Below are 18,442 nucleotides of genomic sequence, written 5' to 3'. Positions count from 1 at the left end.
CCGCGGAAAAGTGCCGCCACACCTGCGGGTTCGACGCTACTCGCCAGGAGTTCTTCGGTAACTGAAAGGAATTCGCCCATTCTGCTCTTTCCTCGGTTCCGGCCCCCACTTTTATAGGCGGCTGCCGAGTTGGCGGGCAACTCGATTCGCTGGACGAACCTCCATCGGGTAGCGGTTCGATTGTCGCGAACTTTGCTCGGTTTCAACGAAATCAACCGGGGGACGGTCGATCGGGCGAACTGATCGGCAGGCCTGACAGTGCCGAGACCCAAGCGCATCGGGAAATGCCGCGATCCACGCCGAGATCTTGCCCAGGCGACACGCGTCACCCACCACTCGGCTCGCCGCTGTGGCGCGAGGATTCCAGAATGAACGCGCGTGTCCCAGTCTCGGAATTCTGCAGGAAGGTCGACGCATGCGGACCTTGATCGTCGATAACTACGATTCGTTCACCTACAACCTCGCCCACTACCTTGCGGAAGCCAACGGAGAGCAGTGCGAGGTCATTCGCAATGACGATCCGAGTTTTCGCCTGCAGGGTCTGCAATACTTCGACAACGTGGTCCTGTCGCCAGGGCCAGGCCATCCCGAGCGGGCGTCGGACTTCGGCATCGGCGCGGACATCGTCCAGTACGCCGATTTGCCCTTGCTGGGTGTGTGCTTGGGCCATCAGGGGTTGTGCTCCGCATACGGCGGGAAGGTCGGTCCTGCACCTGAAGTGCGTCACGGCCGGCTCTCGCCGGTCGTCCACGGCGGCGAGTCGCTCTTCGCCGGCGTGCCTTCACCTTTCTCCGTGGTTCGCTACCATTCCCTGGTCGTGGTTGAACTTCCTGACGATCTCGTCGCGGATGCTTGGACTCCGGACGGGGTTTTGATGGCCGTTCACCACCGGAACCGCCCCCAGTGGGGAGTCCAGTTCCACCCGGAGTCGATCTGCACCGCGTACGGCGATCGCATGCTGCGGAACTTCACCGACCTGACCAGGCAATGGCAGCGCACGACGGGAAGACGGGCGCGACTACCTCGCCAACGGCGGCGCAGCACTGTCCCCGATCGCACTCCGCCCAGCGCGCGATTCCGGGTAGTCGTCGAGGAACTGGAGGGCTGGTGTGATCCAGAGCGCGTGTTCGACCAGTTCTTCCGATGCAGCGAGTACTCGTTCTGGCTGGACAGCAGTCTCTCCGACGGTGCCAACGGGCGATTCTCGTTCATGGGTGATGCGGCGGGCCGGCTCGCCCGAGTAGCGGAGGCCGATACGTGGCGCGGCACGACGGTCGTCCACTCCGCGGCTGGAAAGGAGGAAATCCGGGGAGCCTTCCTGGATTGGCTCGAGGCCGATCTCGATTCCCTGGTGGTGGATGTCCCGCCCCTGCCGTTCGACTTCGCCCTGGGGTGGGTCGGTTACCTCGGGTACGAGCTGAAGTCCGAGTGCGGCGGACGTCGTGCACATCGGGCCGAGACCCCGGATGCCACGATGATCTTCGCGCCGCACGCCGTCGCTTTCGATCACCATGAGCGCCGGGCGTACTTGCTGGCCTTGGCCGAAGTGGGGGACGAAACCGCTGCCAGGCAATGGATACGGGAGACGGAAGCGCAGTGGAACGCGATGTGCGCGCTCGGCGCGGCCCTGCGGGAACCCGCAGTGTCGACAGAGGCCGAGGGCCTCGAACTGCGCCACGACAGGCAGCACTACCTCGGCCTCATCGAGGAGTGCCAGCGCCAGATCCGGGCGGGCGAGACCTACGAGGTATGCCTGACGAACATGGCCCATGGGCGTGCGGCCGTCGATCCGTGGGACGGCTATCGCTTCCTGCGCGCGCACAGTCCAGCGCCGTTCGCCGCGCTGCTCAGGTTCGGTGCGTTGTCGGTCTTGAGCACCTCGCCGGAAAGGTTCCTCCGGATCTCCGCCGATCGCGTGGTGGAATCCAAGCCCATCAAAGGAACTCGGCCCCGCTCGGACGATTTGCGCGAGGACCGGCGACTTCGAGAGGAACTGCGGGCCAGTGAAAAGGATCGCGCTGAGAACCTGATGATCGTCGATCTGGTTCGAAACGACCTCAGTACCTGTGCGGAGCCGGGTTCGGTGCACGTCCACGAGCTGTTCGACGTGGAGTCCTTCGCCACCGTGCACCAGCTCGTGAGCACCGTCCGAGCGCGACTGCGTGCGGATGCCTCAGCGGTGTCCTGTGTGCGGGCGGCTTTTCCCGGGGGCTCGATGACCGGTGCCCCCAAGATCCGCACGATGCAGATCATCGACGAACTGGAGGAAGGTGCGCGGGGAATCTACTCCGGCGCACTCGGCTACTTCTCCCTCAACGGAGCCACGGATCACAGCATCGTCATCCGCACGCTGGTAGTTGACGCGGGTCGGGTGAGCTTCGGAGTGGGCGGGGCGATCACCGCGTTGTCCGACCCGGACGAGGAATGGGAGGAGACCGCGGTGAAGGCGGTAGGGCTGCTGCGGCTGTTCGGCGAGCGTTTCCCCGATCACGACGTCGTGCACAGCGAGTGAGCTGACGTGCTTGCCATGGCATGAGGTGAGCCGACCGCCAACCGCGTTGCTAGGTGAGTGCCTGTAGGGATTGCACCCATTCCGGTATTTGTCGATTCTGGCGCTCGCGGTGGTTCTGAATTTGTGGTTAGCCTCTCGTCGTCGACATTGGAGGTTGAACATGGGAAAACCCGAGGACGATTTGGACGCCATTCTCGGCGCGCAGTGGAATTTTCATCTCCTCGGTGCTGCGGCCAGATTGGGAGTTGCTGATGAGTTCGCCGGAGGGCCCCGTACGGCGGCCGACTTGGCTGCGGCGATTGGGGCCGGTGACGTCAAAGCGGTATCCGCATTCCTCAACAACGCCGAGTCGATCGGTCTCGTGCAGCGGGTCGATGCGGATCGATTCGCGGAAACTCCGATGCTTGCCCTGCTTCGGCGTGATGGGGGCGCGTATCGCAATATCGTGCTGATGCTCACATCGCCTGGGCTCTGCCGTCCCGCGGAAATGCTGCACAGCGTTGTGCTGCACGGCCGATCGCACACCGAGGACGCGCTTGGGAAGGGGTTGTGGTCGTACTACCAGGAAAACCCGGACGAGGCGGCCGCATTCGCCGACTTCATGAGCGAGCTGTCCGACATGGTGGCCGACTCGGTGCTGTCCCGGTACTCGTTCCACGAGCACCGCAAGGTCGTGGACGTCGGAGGCAGCAATGGCACCTTCTTGTCCCGCATTTTGTCGCAGTACCCGGATGTCGCCGGCGTTCTGTTCGATTTGCCGCACGCAGTCGAAAGGGCGCGAAGGATCATTGCGGAGCGCGAATTGAGTTCTCGCGTCGAGTTCGTCGGTGGCAGTTTCTTTGAAAAGGTTCCTGAAGGGGGCGACGTCTATTTGTTGAAGTGCGTGCTGTCCGACTGGGATGACGAGAGCTGCGCGCGAATCCTGTCGCGGTGCCGGGAGGCGGCGTCGCCCGGAACTCCAGTGGTCGTCATCGATTGGCTGTACCGCGAGGATTCGGCGCAGCTGTTCGACGCGATCCACTTGCGGCAGTTGGCCAGGGTCGATGGGAAGGTGCGGACGTTGCCGGAGTATGAATCCCTTTTCGCGGCAGCCGGTCTCGCGCTCAAGAGGGTCGACAGTCCGGCGGAGGTCGATGCGGTGGAGGAGTCGGCTCCGGCCACCGTGTTCGAGACGATTCGCCGTTAGCTCGGGGCTGCGAGCACGCGAGCGACTTCGGGGTCCTTCGCCCCGATCGTCGGCGTGCTAGGGGCTGTCCCGTAACGGCTGATCTTGGTGTCATGATCTTGCCGTCTCGGACCGTCGCTCGCGCTTCAGCCCCGTCAGCGGTTCCGTAAGGACGCCGTGCTGATCGTCGACGGCACTCTGGTCCCGACGCGGGATCATACGGTTGCCGGGCAGTCGAAGAACTACCGGTATTCGACCAACCACCAGGTCGTCATCGACGCCGACACCCCCCATATGAGACCAGCGGGGGCCGAAGGGGGTGGCCCCCACCTCTCCGCCTCGGAGAATGCTCAGTCGATACAGAACTCGTTGCCCTCGATGTCCTGCATCGGGATGCACGAATCATTGCCGTCATACAGTGTTTGCACATGTACCGCGCCGAGCGGGATCAGTCGTGCGCATTCGGCCTCAAGTGCAGCGAGGCGCTCCTTACCCACGAGACCGGTGCCGACCCGCACATCAAGATGCAGCCGGTTCTTGGCGGCCTTCCCTTCGGGGACGCGCTGGAAGTACAGTCGCGGGCCCACTCCTGAGGGATCTATGCAGGCGAACCATGAATCCCGCTGCTCGGGTGGCTGCGAGCGCTTGAAATCGTCCCAAGTGGCGAACCCCTCCGGTGGCGGCGGTACGACGTACCCCAACACCTCGCACCAGAAACGAGCGAGACGCTCAGGTTCTGCGCAGTCGAAGGTGACTTGAAACTTCTTGATCGCTGACATCGGCGCACCATAGCAGGGGGACTCTGCCGCTCTATTTCCCCAGGTGGATCCGCCCGCAACCCGTCGCGCCCCGGGCCACCTCGGACGCCAAGTGATCAAACCGGACAGTCCACGAGAACGACGCGACCCTGACGACGGAGCCCACCGGTGGCCCCCAGGATCCAGTCCTGACCAACCACCCTCATACCAAAGATCAGTTACGGGACAACCCTTGGGGGCAACCGGATTCGGGTTGGCTAAGCGTGGTTGTTGTGGCTCATGCCGACCGCGGGGCAGGTGGCGTGGGCCGGTGTCCGGACGCGATCTGCTCGACCTGCGCGACGACGGCCGCCTGCCACTCGGAGGGAACGACGGCGAAAACACCGTCGTCAACTGCCCGCAGCGCCTCGTGCGCGACGAGGTCCGGCTCGATCCCCTCCGGCGACATGCCGGTGGCGACCAGCGCCGGGCAGATCATGGTGACCCGCACCGGTGTGCCGGCCAGGGCCATCGCCGCGTGCTGGGCGACGGCGACGACGGCGTGCTTCGACGGCCCGTACGCCCCGCCGCCCGGGAAGACGGTGAGGCCGGCCAGCGATGCGGTGATCAGCACATGGGCCTGCTCACCGGAGGCGAGCAGGCCCGGCACGAACGCCCGCAGCCCGTTGACGATGCCGCCGACGTTGATGCCGAACACGCGATCCCACTCGTCGGCCGGCACCTCCCACGGCGCGCCCAGCGACGCTCCCACGACACCGGCGTTGAGGCAGATCAGGCGCGCCTGCGGGGCCTGCGCAGCCAGGGCGCTCATCGCGGCCGGGTCGGACACATCGGCCGTCACACCCGTCGCGCCGAGCCGGTCCGCGGTCGCGGAGAGCGCGTCGGCGTCGACGTCGGCCAAGACGAGGTCGGCGCCCTTGGCGTGGAGCGCCTCGGCCAGTGCCCGCCCGATCCCGCTCGCGGCACCGGTGACGACCGCGGTCAGTGCGTCGGTTGCCAAGGACTTCCTCCAGGGTTCGCCGGAATGATCGAGAAGGAGCTTAGGCCGGGCGACAGCGCCGGCGCACGCCATTAACGACCGATCGTCGAATTGTTGTGGCGATGCGCGCGGTGTTGGGAGCGGAAGGCCGGAAATACCTGGCCGTGCGACATGTTCACCCCGTCGTACCGGGTGGTGGCATGACGAGTGTTGTGGGGAAGTGGTTGCAGCACAACGAAATTAGACAGGTGGCGAACACCGGGAAGTGGCCGCCGGGATGTCCTTCTTCGATCGAGTGGTGAAGCAGGCAGGACGGTTGTGAGGGCCGTAACTTACGCGTCGGCAACGGTCGATGGCACTTGGAGCGTCGCATGTCGGAACCGAGGAAGTTCCCGTTCAGCGAGCAGAAGCGGTTGGAGGTCGACCCGCTCTACGCGGTGCTCCGCGCGCAGGAGCCGGTGTGCCGGGTCCAGTTCCCCTACGGGGAACCCGCTTGGCTGGCGACCCGGTACGAGGACGTCAAGGTGGTGCTGACCGATTCCCGGTTCGGCTGCGCGGCCGTGCTCGACCACGACGAGCCACGGACCCAGCCGACGAAGAACCAGGGCGGCATCCTGACCATGGACCCGCCTGAGCACACCCGGCTGCGCAAACTCGTCGCGAAGGCGTTCACGCAGCGCCGGGTCGAGCAGTTGGGCCCGCGGGTCCAGGAGATCGCCGACAGGTTCGTAGACCGCATGATCGAGCAAGGGCCGCCGGTGGACTTCGTCGCGGGGTTCGCCCGGGTGTTCCCGATCACGGTGGTCTGCGAGCTGCTCGGTGTCCCGGATGAGCGGCAGGCCGAACTCCGGGCGTGGTCCGACGGGTTCATGGCGACCGACAGATTCACGCCGGAGCAGACCGAGGAGTGCATGAGCCTCATGGCCGGCTACATGGCCGAACTGATCGAGCGGCGGCGAGCGGAACCCGAGGACGACCTCATCAGCGTGCTGATCCAGGCCCGCGACCAGCACGACAAGCTCACCGAAGAGGAGATGGTGCGGCTCGCGGTCACACTCCTGGTCGCCGGGCAGGAGACCACCTCGACGCAACTCGCGAACTCCGCGTACGCACTGCTGACCCATCCCCGGGAGCTCCAATGGTTGCTCGCCGACCTCGATCGGGTCCCGAGGGCGGCCGAGGAGCTGATGCGATACCTGCCGCTGGGCTTCGTCGGCGGGCTTCCGCGCTATGCCAAGGAAGATGTGGAACTGGGCGGGGTGACGATCCGCGCCGGTGAGCCGGTGGTCGTCGACATCCGGTCGGCGAACCGCGACGAGGCGGTCTTCGCCGACGGCGATCGCCTCGATCTGTCCCGGGTGGACAACGCGCACTTCGGTTTCGGGCACGGCCCGCACTTCTGCATCGGTGCGCAGCTCGCCCGGCTGATGCTGCAGGTCGGGCTCCGCACGCTGCTGGCGAGGCTGCCCGGCCTGCGCTTCGCAGGCGATGAGGACGACGTCGTGTGGGGGGAGGGGATGATTCTCTACAGCCCGTCGCGCCTGGACATCGTCTGGAACCCGGCTGAACTGGGCGCGACCCGCGCCGAATCCGCCCGCACGGGTGTCCGGTGAGCTGGTCGATCGAGGTGGACGCCGATACCTGCATCGGCTCGGCGCTGTGCGTCGGGATCGCGCCCGAGCACTTCGAGCTGGTGGAGGGGTTCTCCTGCCCACGCCGGTCGGAGGTCGGTCCGGCCGAGGAGGTGACCGACGCGGCGGAGTCCTGCCCGGTCGAGGCGATCACCGTGCGGGACGCCGGCACCGGCGAGGTGCTGGCGCCCGAGCGGTGAGCCCCGGTCAGCCGCGCGGCTTGGCCGCGACGAACACCGCGTAGCCCAGCGCCGATCCGTCGGCGATCCTGGGCAGCATTTCGCGCGCTTCGGCCCAGTAGTCCTCCTGGCCGGACGGGGTCGTGAAGGTGTGCTGCAGGCGGGCGATGTTCTCCTGGACCACCGCCAGGGTCTGCCGCCAGCTGCGGTCGGAGACGTCGATCGCCTCCACCATGACGAGGCCGGCGTCCGCGACCGTCTCGGCGTAGTCCTCCAGCGTCGGCATGGCGGAGATGTGGAACCCGGCGAGCCGTTCCTCGACGGCGGTCTGCTCGTCCAGGTCGGGGCCGCGCCGGATGAAGTCCGCGACGGCGAGCCTGCCGCCGGGGCGCAGCACGCGCGCGGCCTGCGACAGCGCGCGGCGGCGGTCGGGCATGTGCAGCAGGGACTCGAAGAACCATGCCGCGTCGAAGGATTCCGGTGGGAAGGGCAGGTCCAGGGCGTCGGCGAACGCGAAGCGCACCCGGTCCTGCAGGCCTTCCACCGTCGCGCGTTCGGTCGCCGCGGCGAGCTGCTGGCGGCTGACGTTGATGCCCACCACGTCGACGTTCCTGGCGCGGGCCAGGCGGACAGCGGGTTCCCCGATGCCGCAGCCGATGTCGAGCACGGACCGCGCCGGCTCGACCGCCAGCTTCTCGATCATCAAGTCGGTCATGTTGTCGGCGGCCTCCCGCATGCTGCGGGTGGCGTCGTCCCAGAGTCCGAAGTGGAGGCTGCCGTCCAGCAGCGCGGTGAACACGTCGCCGTGCTCGTCGTGGGTTTCACCGGCGCCCGGTGATGGTCGCTGTGCTCGGTTCATCTCGTGGATCTCGCCTTCGAGGCTGCGGTGATTGCGGAATTCGTTTCGGCGCGATCCGGCCGTGCCGGACCGGAAGAATTCGGGGACCGCACTGCACGCTATTGCAGCGGAATGGGGTGCTGCAACCGAGGAAACGACTTCGACCTGATCGTGGAGCCGCCTCGGAAAAGTGGATCAGCGGCGCCGTTTCGTCGCGTCGCGTGCGGGTGTCGATAATCCGCTGGGGTGAACCGGTGGAATACCGGGTGTCGGCGATTCTCGGCCGTTGCTGGGCCATTTCGGGACACCTAGCATCGGGTTCGTCGTCCGCAATTCTCACCGAATGTTCCAGCATCGGATTACAGGAGGAAAGATGGGCACGAGCGACGTGGCCGGCCCGGTGGAACTGTCCATGAGCGACGAGTTCTTGGCCAATCCCCACCCGTGCCTAGCGGCTTGGCGGGAGAACGGTCCGGCGCAGCCGGTCGTCCTGCCGGACGGGCGCGAGTGCTGGGTGGTGACGCACTATCCCGACGTCGTGAACGTGCTGTCCAGTCCTCACGTGAGCTGCGACCTCTCGCCGGAGCGCAGCGGCGCCGACGAGGTGGCGCCGGAGGTGGCCGAGGCGTTCCGGTCCATCCGGCAGGGACTGTTCATCAACATGGATCCGCCCGACCACACCCGGCTGCGCAAACTGGTGGTGCGCGAGTTCAGCGCGCGCCGCGTGGAAGCGCTGCGGCCGCAGGTGCGGGCCATCGCCGACAGGCTGCTGGATGCGTTGCACGGCGAGGACGAAGTCGACCTCGTCCGCTCGTACAGCTATGCGTTCCCGGTGTCCGTGCTGTGCGCGCTGCTCGGCATTCCGGAAGCGGACGCCGTGCAGTTCCGGGAGTGGACCAACCAGGCGCTCGGATTCGTCGGTGACCCGGAAAAGGCGCCCCAGGTGGTCTCCGCCGTCAACTCCTTCTACGCCTACTTCGAGGAATTGCTCGACGCCAAGCGCAGGAATCCGGAAGACGACCTGCTGAGCGCGCTCGTGACGGGTGCCGGCGGCGAAGTGGCCGATCGGGAGCTCGCCGGCGTGGCGCTGCTGCTGTTCGTCGCCGGGCACGAGACGACGTCGCACTCGCTGGCGCTCGGCGTGCTGTCCCTGCTGGACCACCCGGCGGAACTCGCCGCCGTGCGGGAAGATCCCACCGCGTTGGCGGCGCACGTCGACGAACTGCTGCGCTACGACGGGCCGTCCACGCCAGGGGTTTTCCGCTTCACGACGGCGGACATCCAGCTCGACGACACCACGATCCCCGCCGGTTCCTGGGTGCTCGCGTCGCTGGCCGCCGCGAACCGCGATCCCGAGCGGTTCGCCTCGCCGGACGCGTTGGACTTCGACCGCGCGGAGAACGGGCACGTCGCGTTCGGGCGGGGAATGCACTACTGCCTCGGCGCTTCGCTGGCCAAGGTCGAGATGGAGATCGGCCTCGGCTCGCTCTTCGAGCGCTACCCGAACCTCGAACTGGCCGTGCCGGTCGAGAAGTTGCGGTGGCGGCCCGGCTACATGCGAGCGGTGGAGGAACTCCCGGTGCGCCTAGGCCCACTCCGGACCCCCTGATCCTAAGAGATGGTTCCAGGCTCGTTTTGCGTGGCGGTGCGGGTAGCGGCCCCCCTGCGGGAGTTACAGACGCCGCCTGGACTGTGGGAGCCCCGACTTACGTATGACCAATACGCGGCATCGGGGACTGGCCTCGCCCAGTAGCCCGATAAGGGCGGGCACAGTCTGAGAACCCGCGGCGGTGCGAGCTGAGTCCCTCACCGCATGCGGCTGACGCCGCATCCTGAAAGGATCGCTGATCCCGGCCGGTGCGCGGTGGCGGGCGGTCCGCCACCGCGCACGCGGCCCTCAGACCCAGGCCGACAGCCGGGGCAGCACGGCCCGCAGGACCTCCGCGATCTCGTCGAACTCCGGCTGGTCGCAGATCAGCGGCGGGGCAAGGTGGATGTAGGGCTTGTCGTGGTCCCCGCACCGGATGTGCAGGCCCGCTTCGAACAGCTCGCGGCGCAGCCGCCGGTCGATGAGCTGCTCGCACTCCTCCGGCGAGAACGGCTCCTGCGTCGCCTTGTCCTTGATCAGCTCCAGGGAGAACAGGAACCCGGCGCCCTGCACGTCGTTGACCACCGGCAGTTTCCGCAGACCCTCCAACGTGTTGCGCAGCGCCGCCTCCTTGCGCAGCACGTGCTCGTAGATGCGCTCCTGCTCCAGGATGTCCATGTTCGCCATGGCCACGGAGGTCGACACCGGGTGGCCGCTGAAGGTGTAGCCGTGGGCGAACATGACGTGCTCCGGCAGGAATGGTTCCAGCAGCCGCTCGGACGCGATGGTCGCGCCGAGCGGCGCGTAGCCACTGGTGATCCCCTTGGCGCAGCAGATGATGTCGGGCTGGAAGCCGAAGCGGTCACAGCCGAAGAGGTGGCCGAGCCTGCCGAAGGAGTCCACGATGTCGTCGGAGATCAGCAGCACGTCGTACTGGTCGCAGATCTCGCGGACGCGGGCGAAGTAGCCCTCCGGCGGCACCACGCAGGCGCTCGGGTGGGGCAGCGGCTCCAGGATCACCGCGGCGACCGACTCCGGGCCCTCCTGCTCGATGGCCGCCCTGATCTCCTCGGCGTCGTACGGGTCGGCCACGTTGCGGCTGACCGGCCCGCGCGGCTCGAAGATCTGGTGCAGCAGCGCGAAACCGCCCATCGCCACGGCCGCGTAGGTGCTGCCGTGGAAGGACCACTCGCGGCTGATCACCTTGTGCTTGCCGGTCCTCCCGGTCAGCGCGAAGTACTGGCGGGCCAGCTTCCACGCGCTGTCGACGGCTTCGCTGCCGCCGCAGGTGAAGAACACGCGGTTGAGATCGCCGGGCGCCGCGGCGGCGAGCCGCTCGGCGAGCTCCACGGCGGGGCGGGGCGCGTGCTCCATCGCCGGGAAGTAGGCGAGCTCGGCTGCCTGCCGCGCCGCGGTGGCGGCGAGGTCCGGCCGCCCGTACCCCACCTGCACGACGAACGCGCCGGCGACCGCGTCGAGGTAGCGGCGCCCCTGTTCGTCCCAGACGTAGGGCCCCTCACCGCGGGTGATGATGGACACCGGCCCGTCCGTCGGCTCGCCGTAGCCCCGCATGAGGTGATCGCGGGCGGCGAGCCCGAGGCGGCCGTCGGCGGGCTGCGCGGTGGTGGATTCGGAGGTCAGAGTCATCGGCGATCCTTTTCTCTCAGCGGACTTTCGAGCACTCGTCGCGGTGCTCGAAATTCGTGGTGATCCAACCGTCCACGAGCGACGCGGTCTGCTCGGCGTAGCGGTCGATCATGGTGAAGTGGTCTCCCGGCACGAAGAGCACGTGCCGGTCATCGGGTGCGGCGTCGGCGGACAGGTTCCGCGGGAAGTCGGGCGTTTCCCGCTCCGGGTGGACGAACAGCAGCGGCGTGGACACCGGGCCGGGCGTCCAGTCCTCGAACAGCCGCAGGTACGCGCCCATCGCGGTCAGCTGCGCCTGGTCGGTGCGCAGGTTCGGCAGCGTGCCGTCGAGCCGGTGGGCGACCCGGGCCATCTGCGCGAAGCAGCCGCCTCCCGGCGCGGGGCTGTCGAGCAGCACCAGTGCCACCGGGGCGGCGCCTCGCTGCTCCAGCAGCGCGGTGACGGCGTAGGCGAACCAGCCACCTGACGAATAGCCGACGAGCACGATGGGTTCGCCGCCGGCGCATTCGAGGACCTTGTCGGCCTGGGTCTCGATGGCGGCGGTGAGCGTCGCGGGAAGCGGCTCGTCGTTCTGGTAGCCGGGGGTCGGCAGCACCTGGGCCGGCCGCTGGTCGCGGAACACCGACGCGAACCTGGCGAACTGGTAGGGGCTGGTCGGCGCGACGAGGGACGGGAAGCAGATCAGCCCCGGCCCGGTTCCGCCGCGCGTGAGCGGCACGGGCTCCACGGCCGCGCTCGGGTCTCCCGCGTCGAAGGCCGGGCGCAGCCGCGACATGATCTTCAGCAGCTCGATGCCCTCGTCGAACCGGTCCAGGTCGCCGAGCTGCCGGTAGGAGCGGACGAGTTCGTCGTCGACCGGGCTGGACTCCTCGCCGGAGCGTTGCTGCAGGACCGGATTTTCCGGGGTTTCGATGGATTTCCGGAGGAAATCGGCCAGTTCGGCTGGGGTGGCGTGGTCGAAGACCAGCGTCGTCGGCAGGTGGCGGCCGGTGGCGGTGGCGAGCCGGTTGCGCAGCTCCACCGCGGTGAGGGAGTCGAAACCGAGCTCCAGGAACGGCCGGTCTGCGGTGATCGCCCCGGCGTCCGCGTGGCCCAGGACGACGGCGGCGCGGGAGCAGATCAGTTCCAGCAGGGTGCGGCGCTGCTCGGCCTCGGGCAGGCTTGCGAGCCGTTGGAGGAGCGCTTCGCGCTCCGGTCCGTTGCTGCGGCGGCCGTCCTGGGCACGGCGCCGGATGACCTCGCCGAACAGCGGCGGGAGCGCATCGCCGTGGGACCGGAGGGCCTTGCCGTCGAGGCGGAGCGGCACGACGTGCGGATCGGGCAGGTCGCGGGCCGCGTCGAAGGCAGCCATGCCGTCATCGGGGCCGAAGGGCAGCACGCCGCCGGCGGCCATGCGGTCCCGGTCGGTGTGGCTGAGGTGCTCCGTCATGCCGCTGGTGGTGTCCCAGGGGCCCCAGGCGAGGGACTGGGCGGGAAGTCCGCGGGCGTGGCGGTGTTGGGCGAAGGCGTCGAGGAAGGTGTTGGCGGCGGCGTAGTTTGCCTGGCCGGGGTTGCCGAGGATTCCCGCGGCGGACGAGTAGACGGTGAAGAACGCCAGGTCGTGGTGCCGGGTGGCGTGGTGCAGGTGCCATGTCGAGTCCACTTTGGATTCCAGTACTGCGGCGAGTTGTTCGGCGGTCAGCGCGTGGAGGGCGCTGTCGCGGAGTGCGCCGACGGTGTGGACGACGCCGGTCAGCGGGTGCTCGGCGGGGATGCCGTCGATCAGGTCGGCGAGCTGGCGGGGGTCGGTGGTGTCGCAGGCGGTGATGGTGACCTTCGTGCCCAGGGCGGTCAGTTCGTCGCGGAGGCTCTTGGCGTTGGGCGCTGCTGGGCCTTGGCGGCTGGCCAGGAGGAGGTGTCCGGGGTGTTGTGCGGCGAGGTGGCGGGCGAGGGTGGTGCCGAGGGCGCCGGTGCCGCCGGTGATGAGGATGGTGCCGCGCGGGTCGGGCGCGGTGGGAATGGTGAGTGCGAGTTTGCCGGTGTGGCGGGCATTGCTGAGGTGCCGGAAGGCTTCCGGGGCCTGCCGGATGTCCCAGGCGGTCACCGGCAGCGGGTGGATGTGTTCTTGATCGAACAGCGCGGTGAGGTCGCCGAGCATGGCCTGGAGGTGGGTCGGGTCGACTTCGGTGAGGTCGAAGGCGTGGTAGTGCAGGTTGGGGTGTTCGGCGGGGTCTCGGGGGTCGGTCTTGCCGAGTTCGATGAAGTGCCCGCCGGGTGTGAGCAGCTCCAGCGAAGCGTCTAGGAGCTCACCGGTGAGGGAGTTGAGGACGACGTTCACGGCGGGGAACCGGGTTGCGAACTCCGTGGTGCGGGACGACGCGATGTGGTCCTCGGGAATGCCGAGTTCGCGCAAGGTTGACCATTTGCTGGGGTGTGCGGTGGCGTAGATGTCGGCGCCGTAGTGCTGGAGCAGCTGGATTGCGGCCATGCCGACACCGCCCGCGGCGGCGTGTACCAAGACCTTCTGCCCGGGTTGGACCTCGGCCAGGCCGTGCAGCGCGTGATAGGCGGTCAGGAACACCGCGGGAGTTGCGGCGGCCTGGGCGAACGTCCAGTCCTGCGGTACGCGGGCGAGCAGCCGGTGGTCGGTGATCGCGAGCGGGCCCATCGCGCCGGGCAGGATGCCCCACACCCGGTCACCGACCCGCAGATCGGTGACCTCGTCGGCGATCTCAGCGATGACGCCGGCGCCTTCCGCACCGAGCGGTGGGGTGCCGGGGTACATGCCGAGGGTGTTGAGGACGTCGCGGAAGTTCACGCCGACCGCCCGCACCGCGACCCGGACCTGACCGGCTTCCAGCGGTCCTGCGACCTGCGGGAACGAGGCGAGGTGCAGGTTGTCGATGCTGCCACGCTCGGTCACGTCCAGCCGCCACGCACGCCCCTCGGGCGGGGTGAGAGCGTCCTTGGCGCGGATCAGACGCGGCACGAGTATCGCGTCACCCCGCACCGCGAGCTGCCACTCGCCGTGACGCATCGCCATGCCGACGGCCCGCCCCAGCACATCGTCGAGATCGGCGCCGAGGTCGACGTCGACGAGCAGGATGCGATCCGGGTGCTCGTTCTGCGCCACGCGCAGCAGGCCCCACAGCGGGCCGGTGACCAGGTCCGGAACCTCTCCCGGCTGCGCGGCAACCGCGTTCCGGGTCAGCAGGACCAGCCGGGTCGAGGCGAGTTCCTCGCGGGCCAGCCACGACTGCACCAGATCCACCGCCTGCTGCGCCGTGCGTGCCACCGCGCCCGGAACACCGGAGTCGCGCCGCTCGTCGGTGCGGAAGTCGGCGACCACCACATCCGGCACCGGCTGACGGCAGAGCTCGTCCAGGTTCGCGTCCGGTTCGATGCGCACCCACTGCGCCGCGGCGGCTTCCTCCGCGAGGCCGTGCGGTAGCCAGGAGAGGCGGAACAGCGGGTCGTGCGCCGGGCCGGTCACCGGGCGCAGGGTCAGCGAGTCGATACCGGCGACGAACCGGCCGCGGTCGTCGGCGGTGACGACCTGCAGTGCATCGCCGGTCCGGCGCAGCCGAACCCGGAGCCGCGTGGCGCCGCGGTGCGCGCGAACTCCCTTCCACGAGAAGGGCAACCGGAGACCGGTGTCCCAACCGATCAGGAACGCGGTGTGCAGAGCGGCGTCGAGCAGCGCCGGGTGAACGACCCAGTCGCCCCGGTGGTCCTCGTCGAGACCGACCTCGGCGTAGATGTCGTCGCCGTGTTGCCACGCGCTGTGCAGCCCTTGGAACGTGGGCCCGTACTCGAAGCCGTGGTCGGCCAGATCGTCGTAGAGCCCGACGACATCGACCGGGGTTGCTCCACGCGGCGGCCAGGTCTCGAAAACCGGTTCCTCGTCGGAGGAAGCGCCTTGTGCGACGAGCGTTCCCGTGGCGTGGCAGACCCAGTCGTCGTCGCCGGACCGGGAGTGGATCGTGATGGCGTGGCGGCCCGACTCGTCGCACGCGACGACGAGGTTCAGGGTGATCTGATCGTCGCCGGACAGCGTCAACGGGCTCTGCAGGACCAGCTCCTCGACCTCGTGGCCGCCGAGGTCCCCGGCCGCGAGCAGCGCCATCTCGGCGAACACCGTGCCGGGTAGGACCATTCGGCCCTGGACCACGTGCTCGGCCAGCCACGGGTTCGTCCGAGCGGAAACCCTGCCGGTGAACAGGATTTCGCCGGTGCCGGGCACATCGGTGCGGGCGGTGAGCAGCGGATGTCCGGTGGCCGTCAGGCCGAGGCCGTCGGGATCGCCGCCGGACGAGCGCGGCGACAGCCAGAAGTCCTGGTGCTGGAAGGCGTAGGTGGGCAGGTCGAGGTGCCGGGGGTTCGGGAAGTGCGGCGCCCAGTCGACGGCGACGTGGTGAGTATGGGCGAGAGAGACGTTGGCGAGCAGCTGGTGCCCGCTGTCGTGGTCCCGGCGAAGGGTCGTGATGGTGATCGCGTCGGGGTGGTTGATGTGGTGCGTCAGCGTGGGGTGCGGGCTGGGTTCGAGGTAGACGTGGTGTCCGGTGGTGTGGAGCCGGGTGATGGTGCGGTGGAAGTTCACGGTGGTGGCGAGGTTGGTGTACCAGTAGTCGGCGTCGAGTCCGGTGGTGTCGAGTGTTTCGCCGGTGACGGTGGAGTGGAACGGGATTTCGCTGGTCTGCGGGGTGAGTCCGGCGAGTTGGTCCAGCAGTGGCTGTCGGAGGGTTTCGACGTGGTGGCTGTGGGAGGCGTAGTCGACGGGCAAGATCCGCGACCGGATGTCCTGTTCGCTCAGGAAACGGTGGAGATCGTGGATGGCGTCGGTGTCGCCGGAGAGCACGGTGGCGGTGGGGCTGTTGATCGCGGCGATCGAGGCCCGTTCGTCGAGATGGGGTTTGAGGTCGTCGACGGAGAGTGCGGTGGAGAGCATGCTGCCGTGTCCGGCGAGGTGGGTGCGGATCAGCTGGGATCGCAGCGCGACGACGCGTGCGGCTTGGTCGAGGTCGAGTGCGCCCGCGATGTGCGCGGCGGCGATCTCGCCCTGCGAGTGGCCGACGACGGCGGCTGGCCGGACCCCGTAGGACTGCCAGACCCGGGCAAGGGAGACCATGACGGCGAACAGCGCGGGTTGGATGACATCGACCCGTTCCAAGGCGTCGCCGTTGCGGAGCAGGTCGGTGACCGACCAGTCCTGATACCGCGATAGCGCCTGATCGCATTCGGCCAGGGCTGTGGTGAAGACGGGGTTGGTGTCGAGCAGTTCGCGGCCCATGCCGGGCCATTGGCCGCCTTGCCCGGGGAAGACCATGACGATGCGATCGGCGCTGCGAGTGGGAATCTGCGTCGGCCGGATGATGCCCGGTGCCTCGGTGCCGCTGGCGAGATCGGCCAGGTGCTGCAGCAGGTTCTGGCGGTCCTCGCCGAGCAGAACGGCACGGTGCGAGAAGGCGCTGCGCTTGCTCAGAGCCGCCCCGACATCCACCGGTTCCCAGCCGTCCTGGCCACTGAGGTGGGTGTGCAGGCGCCTCGCGTGCGCTTCGAGCGCCTCCGGCGTCTTGGCGGAGACCGCCCACGGAACCAACGCGCTGCCGACATCCTGGGTCTCCACCAAATCGTCCCTTGTGGATCCACCAAGCGATGGCTGTTCCAGGATGACGTGGGCGTTCGTGCCGGAGACGCCGAAGGACGACACGGCGGCCCGGCGAGGCCGGTCGGCATCCGGCCAGGGCTGCGGTCGCGATAGGAGAGCGACGGTGCCATCGCTCCAGTCGACGTGCGTCGAAGGCGTCTCGGCGTGCAGCGTGGCGGGCAGTTCGTCGTGGTGGAGCGCCTGGACCATCTTGATGATCCCGGCTACGCCTGCGGCGGCCTGGGTGTGGCCGATGTTGGACTTCAGCGACCCCAGCCACAGGGGGCGGTCCTTGGTGTGGTGCCGGCCGTAGGTGGCGAGAAGTGCCTGGGCCTCGATCGGATCGCCGAGAGCCGTCCCGGTTCCGTGCGCTTCGACGGCGTCGATGTCGCTGGGGGCGAGCCCGGCGTTGGCGAGCGCCTGCTCGATGACGCGTTCCTGGGAAGGCCCGCTGGGTGCGGTCAGGCCGTTGCTGGCGCCGTCCTGGTTGACCGCGCTGCCGCGGATCACGGCCAGGATGCGGTGCCCGTTGCGTTCGGCGTCGGAGAGCCGTTCCAGCACCACCACGCCGACGCCCTCGGAGAACACCGTGCCGTCCGCGCCGGATCCGAACGCCTTGCACTTGCCGTCCCGCGCCACGCCCCGCTGGCGGCTGAACTCCAGGAAGATGCCGGGCGTGGCCATCACGGTCGCGCCCCCGGCCAGGGCCAGGCCCGACTCGCCCGACCGCAGCGATTGGCACGCGAGATGCATCGCCACCAGCGACGACGAGCACGCGGTGTCGACCGTGACCGCCGGGCCTTCCAGGCCGAGCGTGTAGGAGATGCGGCCCGACATGACGCTCGCGGTGTTTCCGGTCGCGACGAATCCCTCGAACTGCTCGTGGTCCTGGCGCAGCACGGCCGCGTAGTCCTGCCCGTTGGTGCCGGTGAACACGCCGGCGTTCGCGCCGCGGAGGGAGTCGGGGTCGATCCCGGCGTTCTCGACGGCTTCCCAGGTGGTTTCGAGCAGCAGGCGCTGCTGCGGGTCCATGGCGAGCGCTTCGCGCGGGCTGATGTTGAAGAAGGCCGCGTCGAATCCCGCCGGGTTGTCGAGGAACCCGCCGTGCCGCGAGTACGACTTCCCGACGGCGTCGGGGTCCGGGTCGAAGAGGTCGTCGAGGTTCCAGCCGCGGTTGGTGGGGAACCCGGTGATCGCGTCGGTGCCGGAACTCACCAGTTCCCACAGGTTCTCGGGCGTGTTCACGCCGCCGGGGAAGTGGCATGCCATGCCGACGATCGCGATCGGCTCGTCCGCTGCGGACGTCCGCGACGCCACCTGGATAGTCGACTGTGGACTGTCGGGAACCAGCTGGGACAGGACGAACGTCGCCAGCTGAGCGGGCGTCGGGTGGTCGTAGATGAGCGTGGTGGGGAGGGACACCTGGGTGGTGGCGGTGAGCTGGTTGCGGAGCTGGATCGCGGTGACGGAGTCGTAGCCGAGTTGGTGGAAGGTGTGGTGGGTGGGGATGGCGTTGGGG

At 68.3% G+C, this 18,442-nt stretch carries 10 protein-coding genes and 1 pseudogene; 6 read left to right on the top strand and 5 right to left on the bottom strand.

Features of this window, described 5'->3' with window-relative positions:
* Window positions 1–415 precede the first annotated feature (415 nt).
* From pabB to E1288_RS36855, 3 genes and pseudogenes are all read left to right on the top strand, one after another.
* A complete protein-coding gene (pabB, locus tag E1288_RS36865; protein WP_132493322.1) occupies window positions 416–2,512 on the top strand; it encodes an aminodeoxychorismate synthase component I in 2,097 nt (698 codons plus the stop codon).
* Window positions 2,513–2,672: 160 nt separating this feature from the next.
* Window positions 2,673–3,698, top strand: coding sequence for a methyltransferase (locus tag E1288_RS36860; RefSeq protein ID WP_132493321.1), 1,026 nt, complete (start codon window positions 2,673–2,675; stop codon window positions 3,696–3,698).
* A 105-nt stretch (window positions 3,699–3,803) separates the two neighbouring features.
* Window positions 3,804–3,965: pseudogene (locus E1288_RS36855) on the top strand (IS5/IS1182 family transposase); the annotation flags it as partial.
* A 62-nt stretch (window positions 3,966–4,027) separates the two neighbouring features.
* Here the strand turns inward: E1288_RS36855 and E1288_RS36850 are convergent.
* Window positions 4,028–4,456 (bottom strand): VOC family protein, encoded by a 429-nt coding sequence (locus E1288_RS36850; protein ID WP_132493320.1) that lies wholly within the window; start codon window positions 4,454–4,456, stop codon window positions 4,028–4,030.
* Window positions 4,457–4,712: 256 nt separating this feature from the next.
* Window positions 4,713–5,435, bottom strand: a complete 723-nt coding sequence (locus tag E1288_RS36845; RefSeq protein ID WP_132493319.1) for an SDR family oxidoreductase — start codon at window positions 5,433–5,435, stop codon at window positions 4,713–4,715.
* A gap of 350 nt (window positions 5,436–5,785) precedes the next feature.
* Here E1288_RS36845 and E1288_RS36840 point away from each other — a divergent pair, with 350 nt between their 5' ends.
* Together E1288_RS36840 and E1288_RS36835 are read left to right on the top strand one after the other, a co-directional pair.
* On the top strand, window positions 5,786–7,027 hold the full coding sequence (locus E1288_RS36840; RefSeq protein WP_132493318.1) for a cytochrome P450: 1,242 nt from the start codon (window positions 5,786–5,788) through the stop codon (window positions 7,025–7,027).
* On the top strand, window positions 7,024–7,245 hold the full coding sequence (locus tag E1288_RS36835; RefSeq protein ID WP_132493317.1) for a ferredoxin: 222 nt from the start codon (window positions 7,024–7,026) through the stop codon (window positions 7,243–7,245). Before E1288_RS36840 ends, E1288_RS36835 begins: the two co-directional genes overlap by 4 nt.
* A gap of 7 nt (window positions 7,246–7,252) precedes the next feature.
* On the opposite strand, the gene E1288_RS36830 is transcribed toward E1288_RS36835, so the two are convergent.
* Window positions 7,253–8,083: an SAM-dependent methyltransferase gene (locus E1288_RS36830; RefSeq protein ID WP_132493316.1), complete on the bottom strand. Its 831-nt coding sequence runs from the start codon at window positions 8,081–8,083 to the stop codon at window positions 7,253–7,255.
* Between the two features lie 352 nt (window positions 8,084–8,435).
* On the opposite strand from E1288_RS36830, the gene E1288_RS36825 reads away from it, so the two are divergent.
* Window positions 8,436–9,671 carry a cytochrome P450 family protein gene (locus E1288_RS36825; protein WP_165968455.1) on the top strand — a complete coding sequence of 412 codons (1,236 nt, stop codon included), beginning with the start codon at window positions 8,436–8,438 and terminating at the stop codon, window positions 9,669–9,671.
* A gap of 288 nt (window positions 9,672–9,959) precedes the next feature.
* Here E1288_RS36825 and E1288_RS36820 read toward each other — a convergent pair whose 3' ends face one another.
* Complete coding sequence (locus E1288_RS36820; RefSeq protein WP_132493314.1) at window positions 9,960–11,297, bottom strand: aminotransferase class III-fold pyridoxal phosphate-dependent enzyme; 1,338 nt, start codon at window positions 11,295–11,297, stop codon at window positions 9,960–9,962.
* Window positions 11,298–11,313: 16 nt separating this feature from the next.
* A partial coding sequence (locus E1288_RS36815; RefSeq protein ID WP_132493313.1) for a type I polyketide synthase occupies window positions 11,314–18,442 on the bottom strand: 7,129 nt, incomplete at its 5' end.

The organism is Saccharopolyspora elongata, assembly GCF_004348985.1.
GTDB lineage: Bacteria > Actinomycetota > Actinomycetes > Mycobacteriales > Pseudonocardiaceae > Saccharopolyspora > Saccharopolyspora elongata.
The sequence above is the reverse complement of the archived record's forward strand: the minus strand, read 5'-3'. Positions and strand labels throughout refer to the sequence as shown.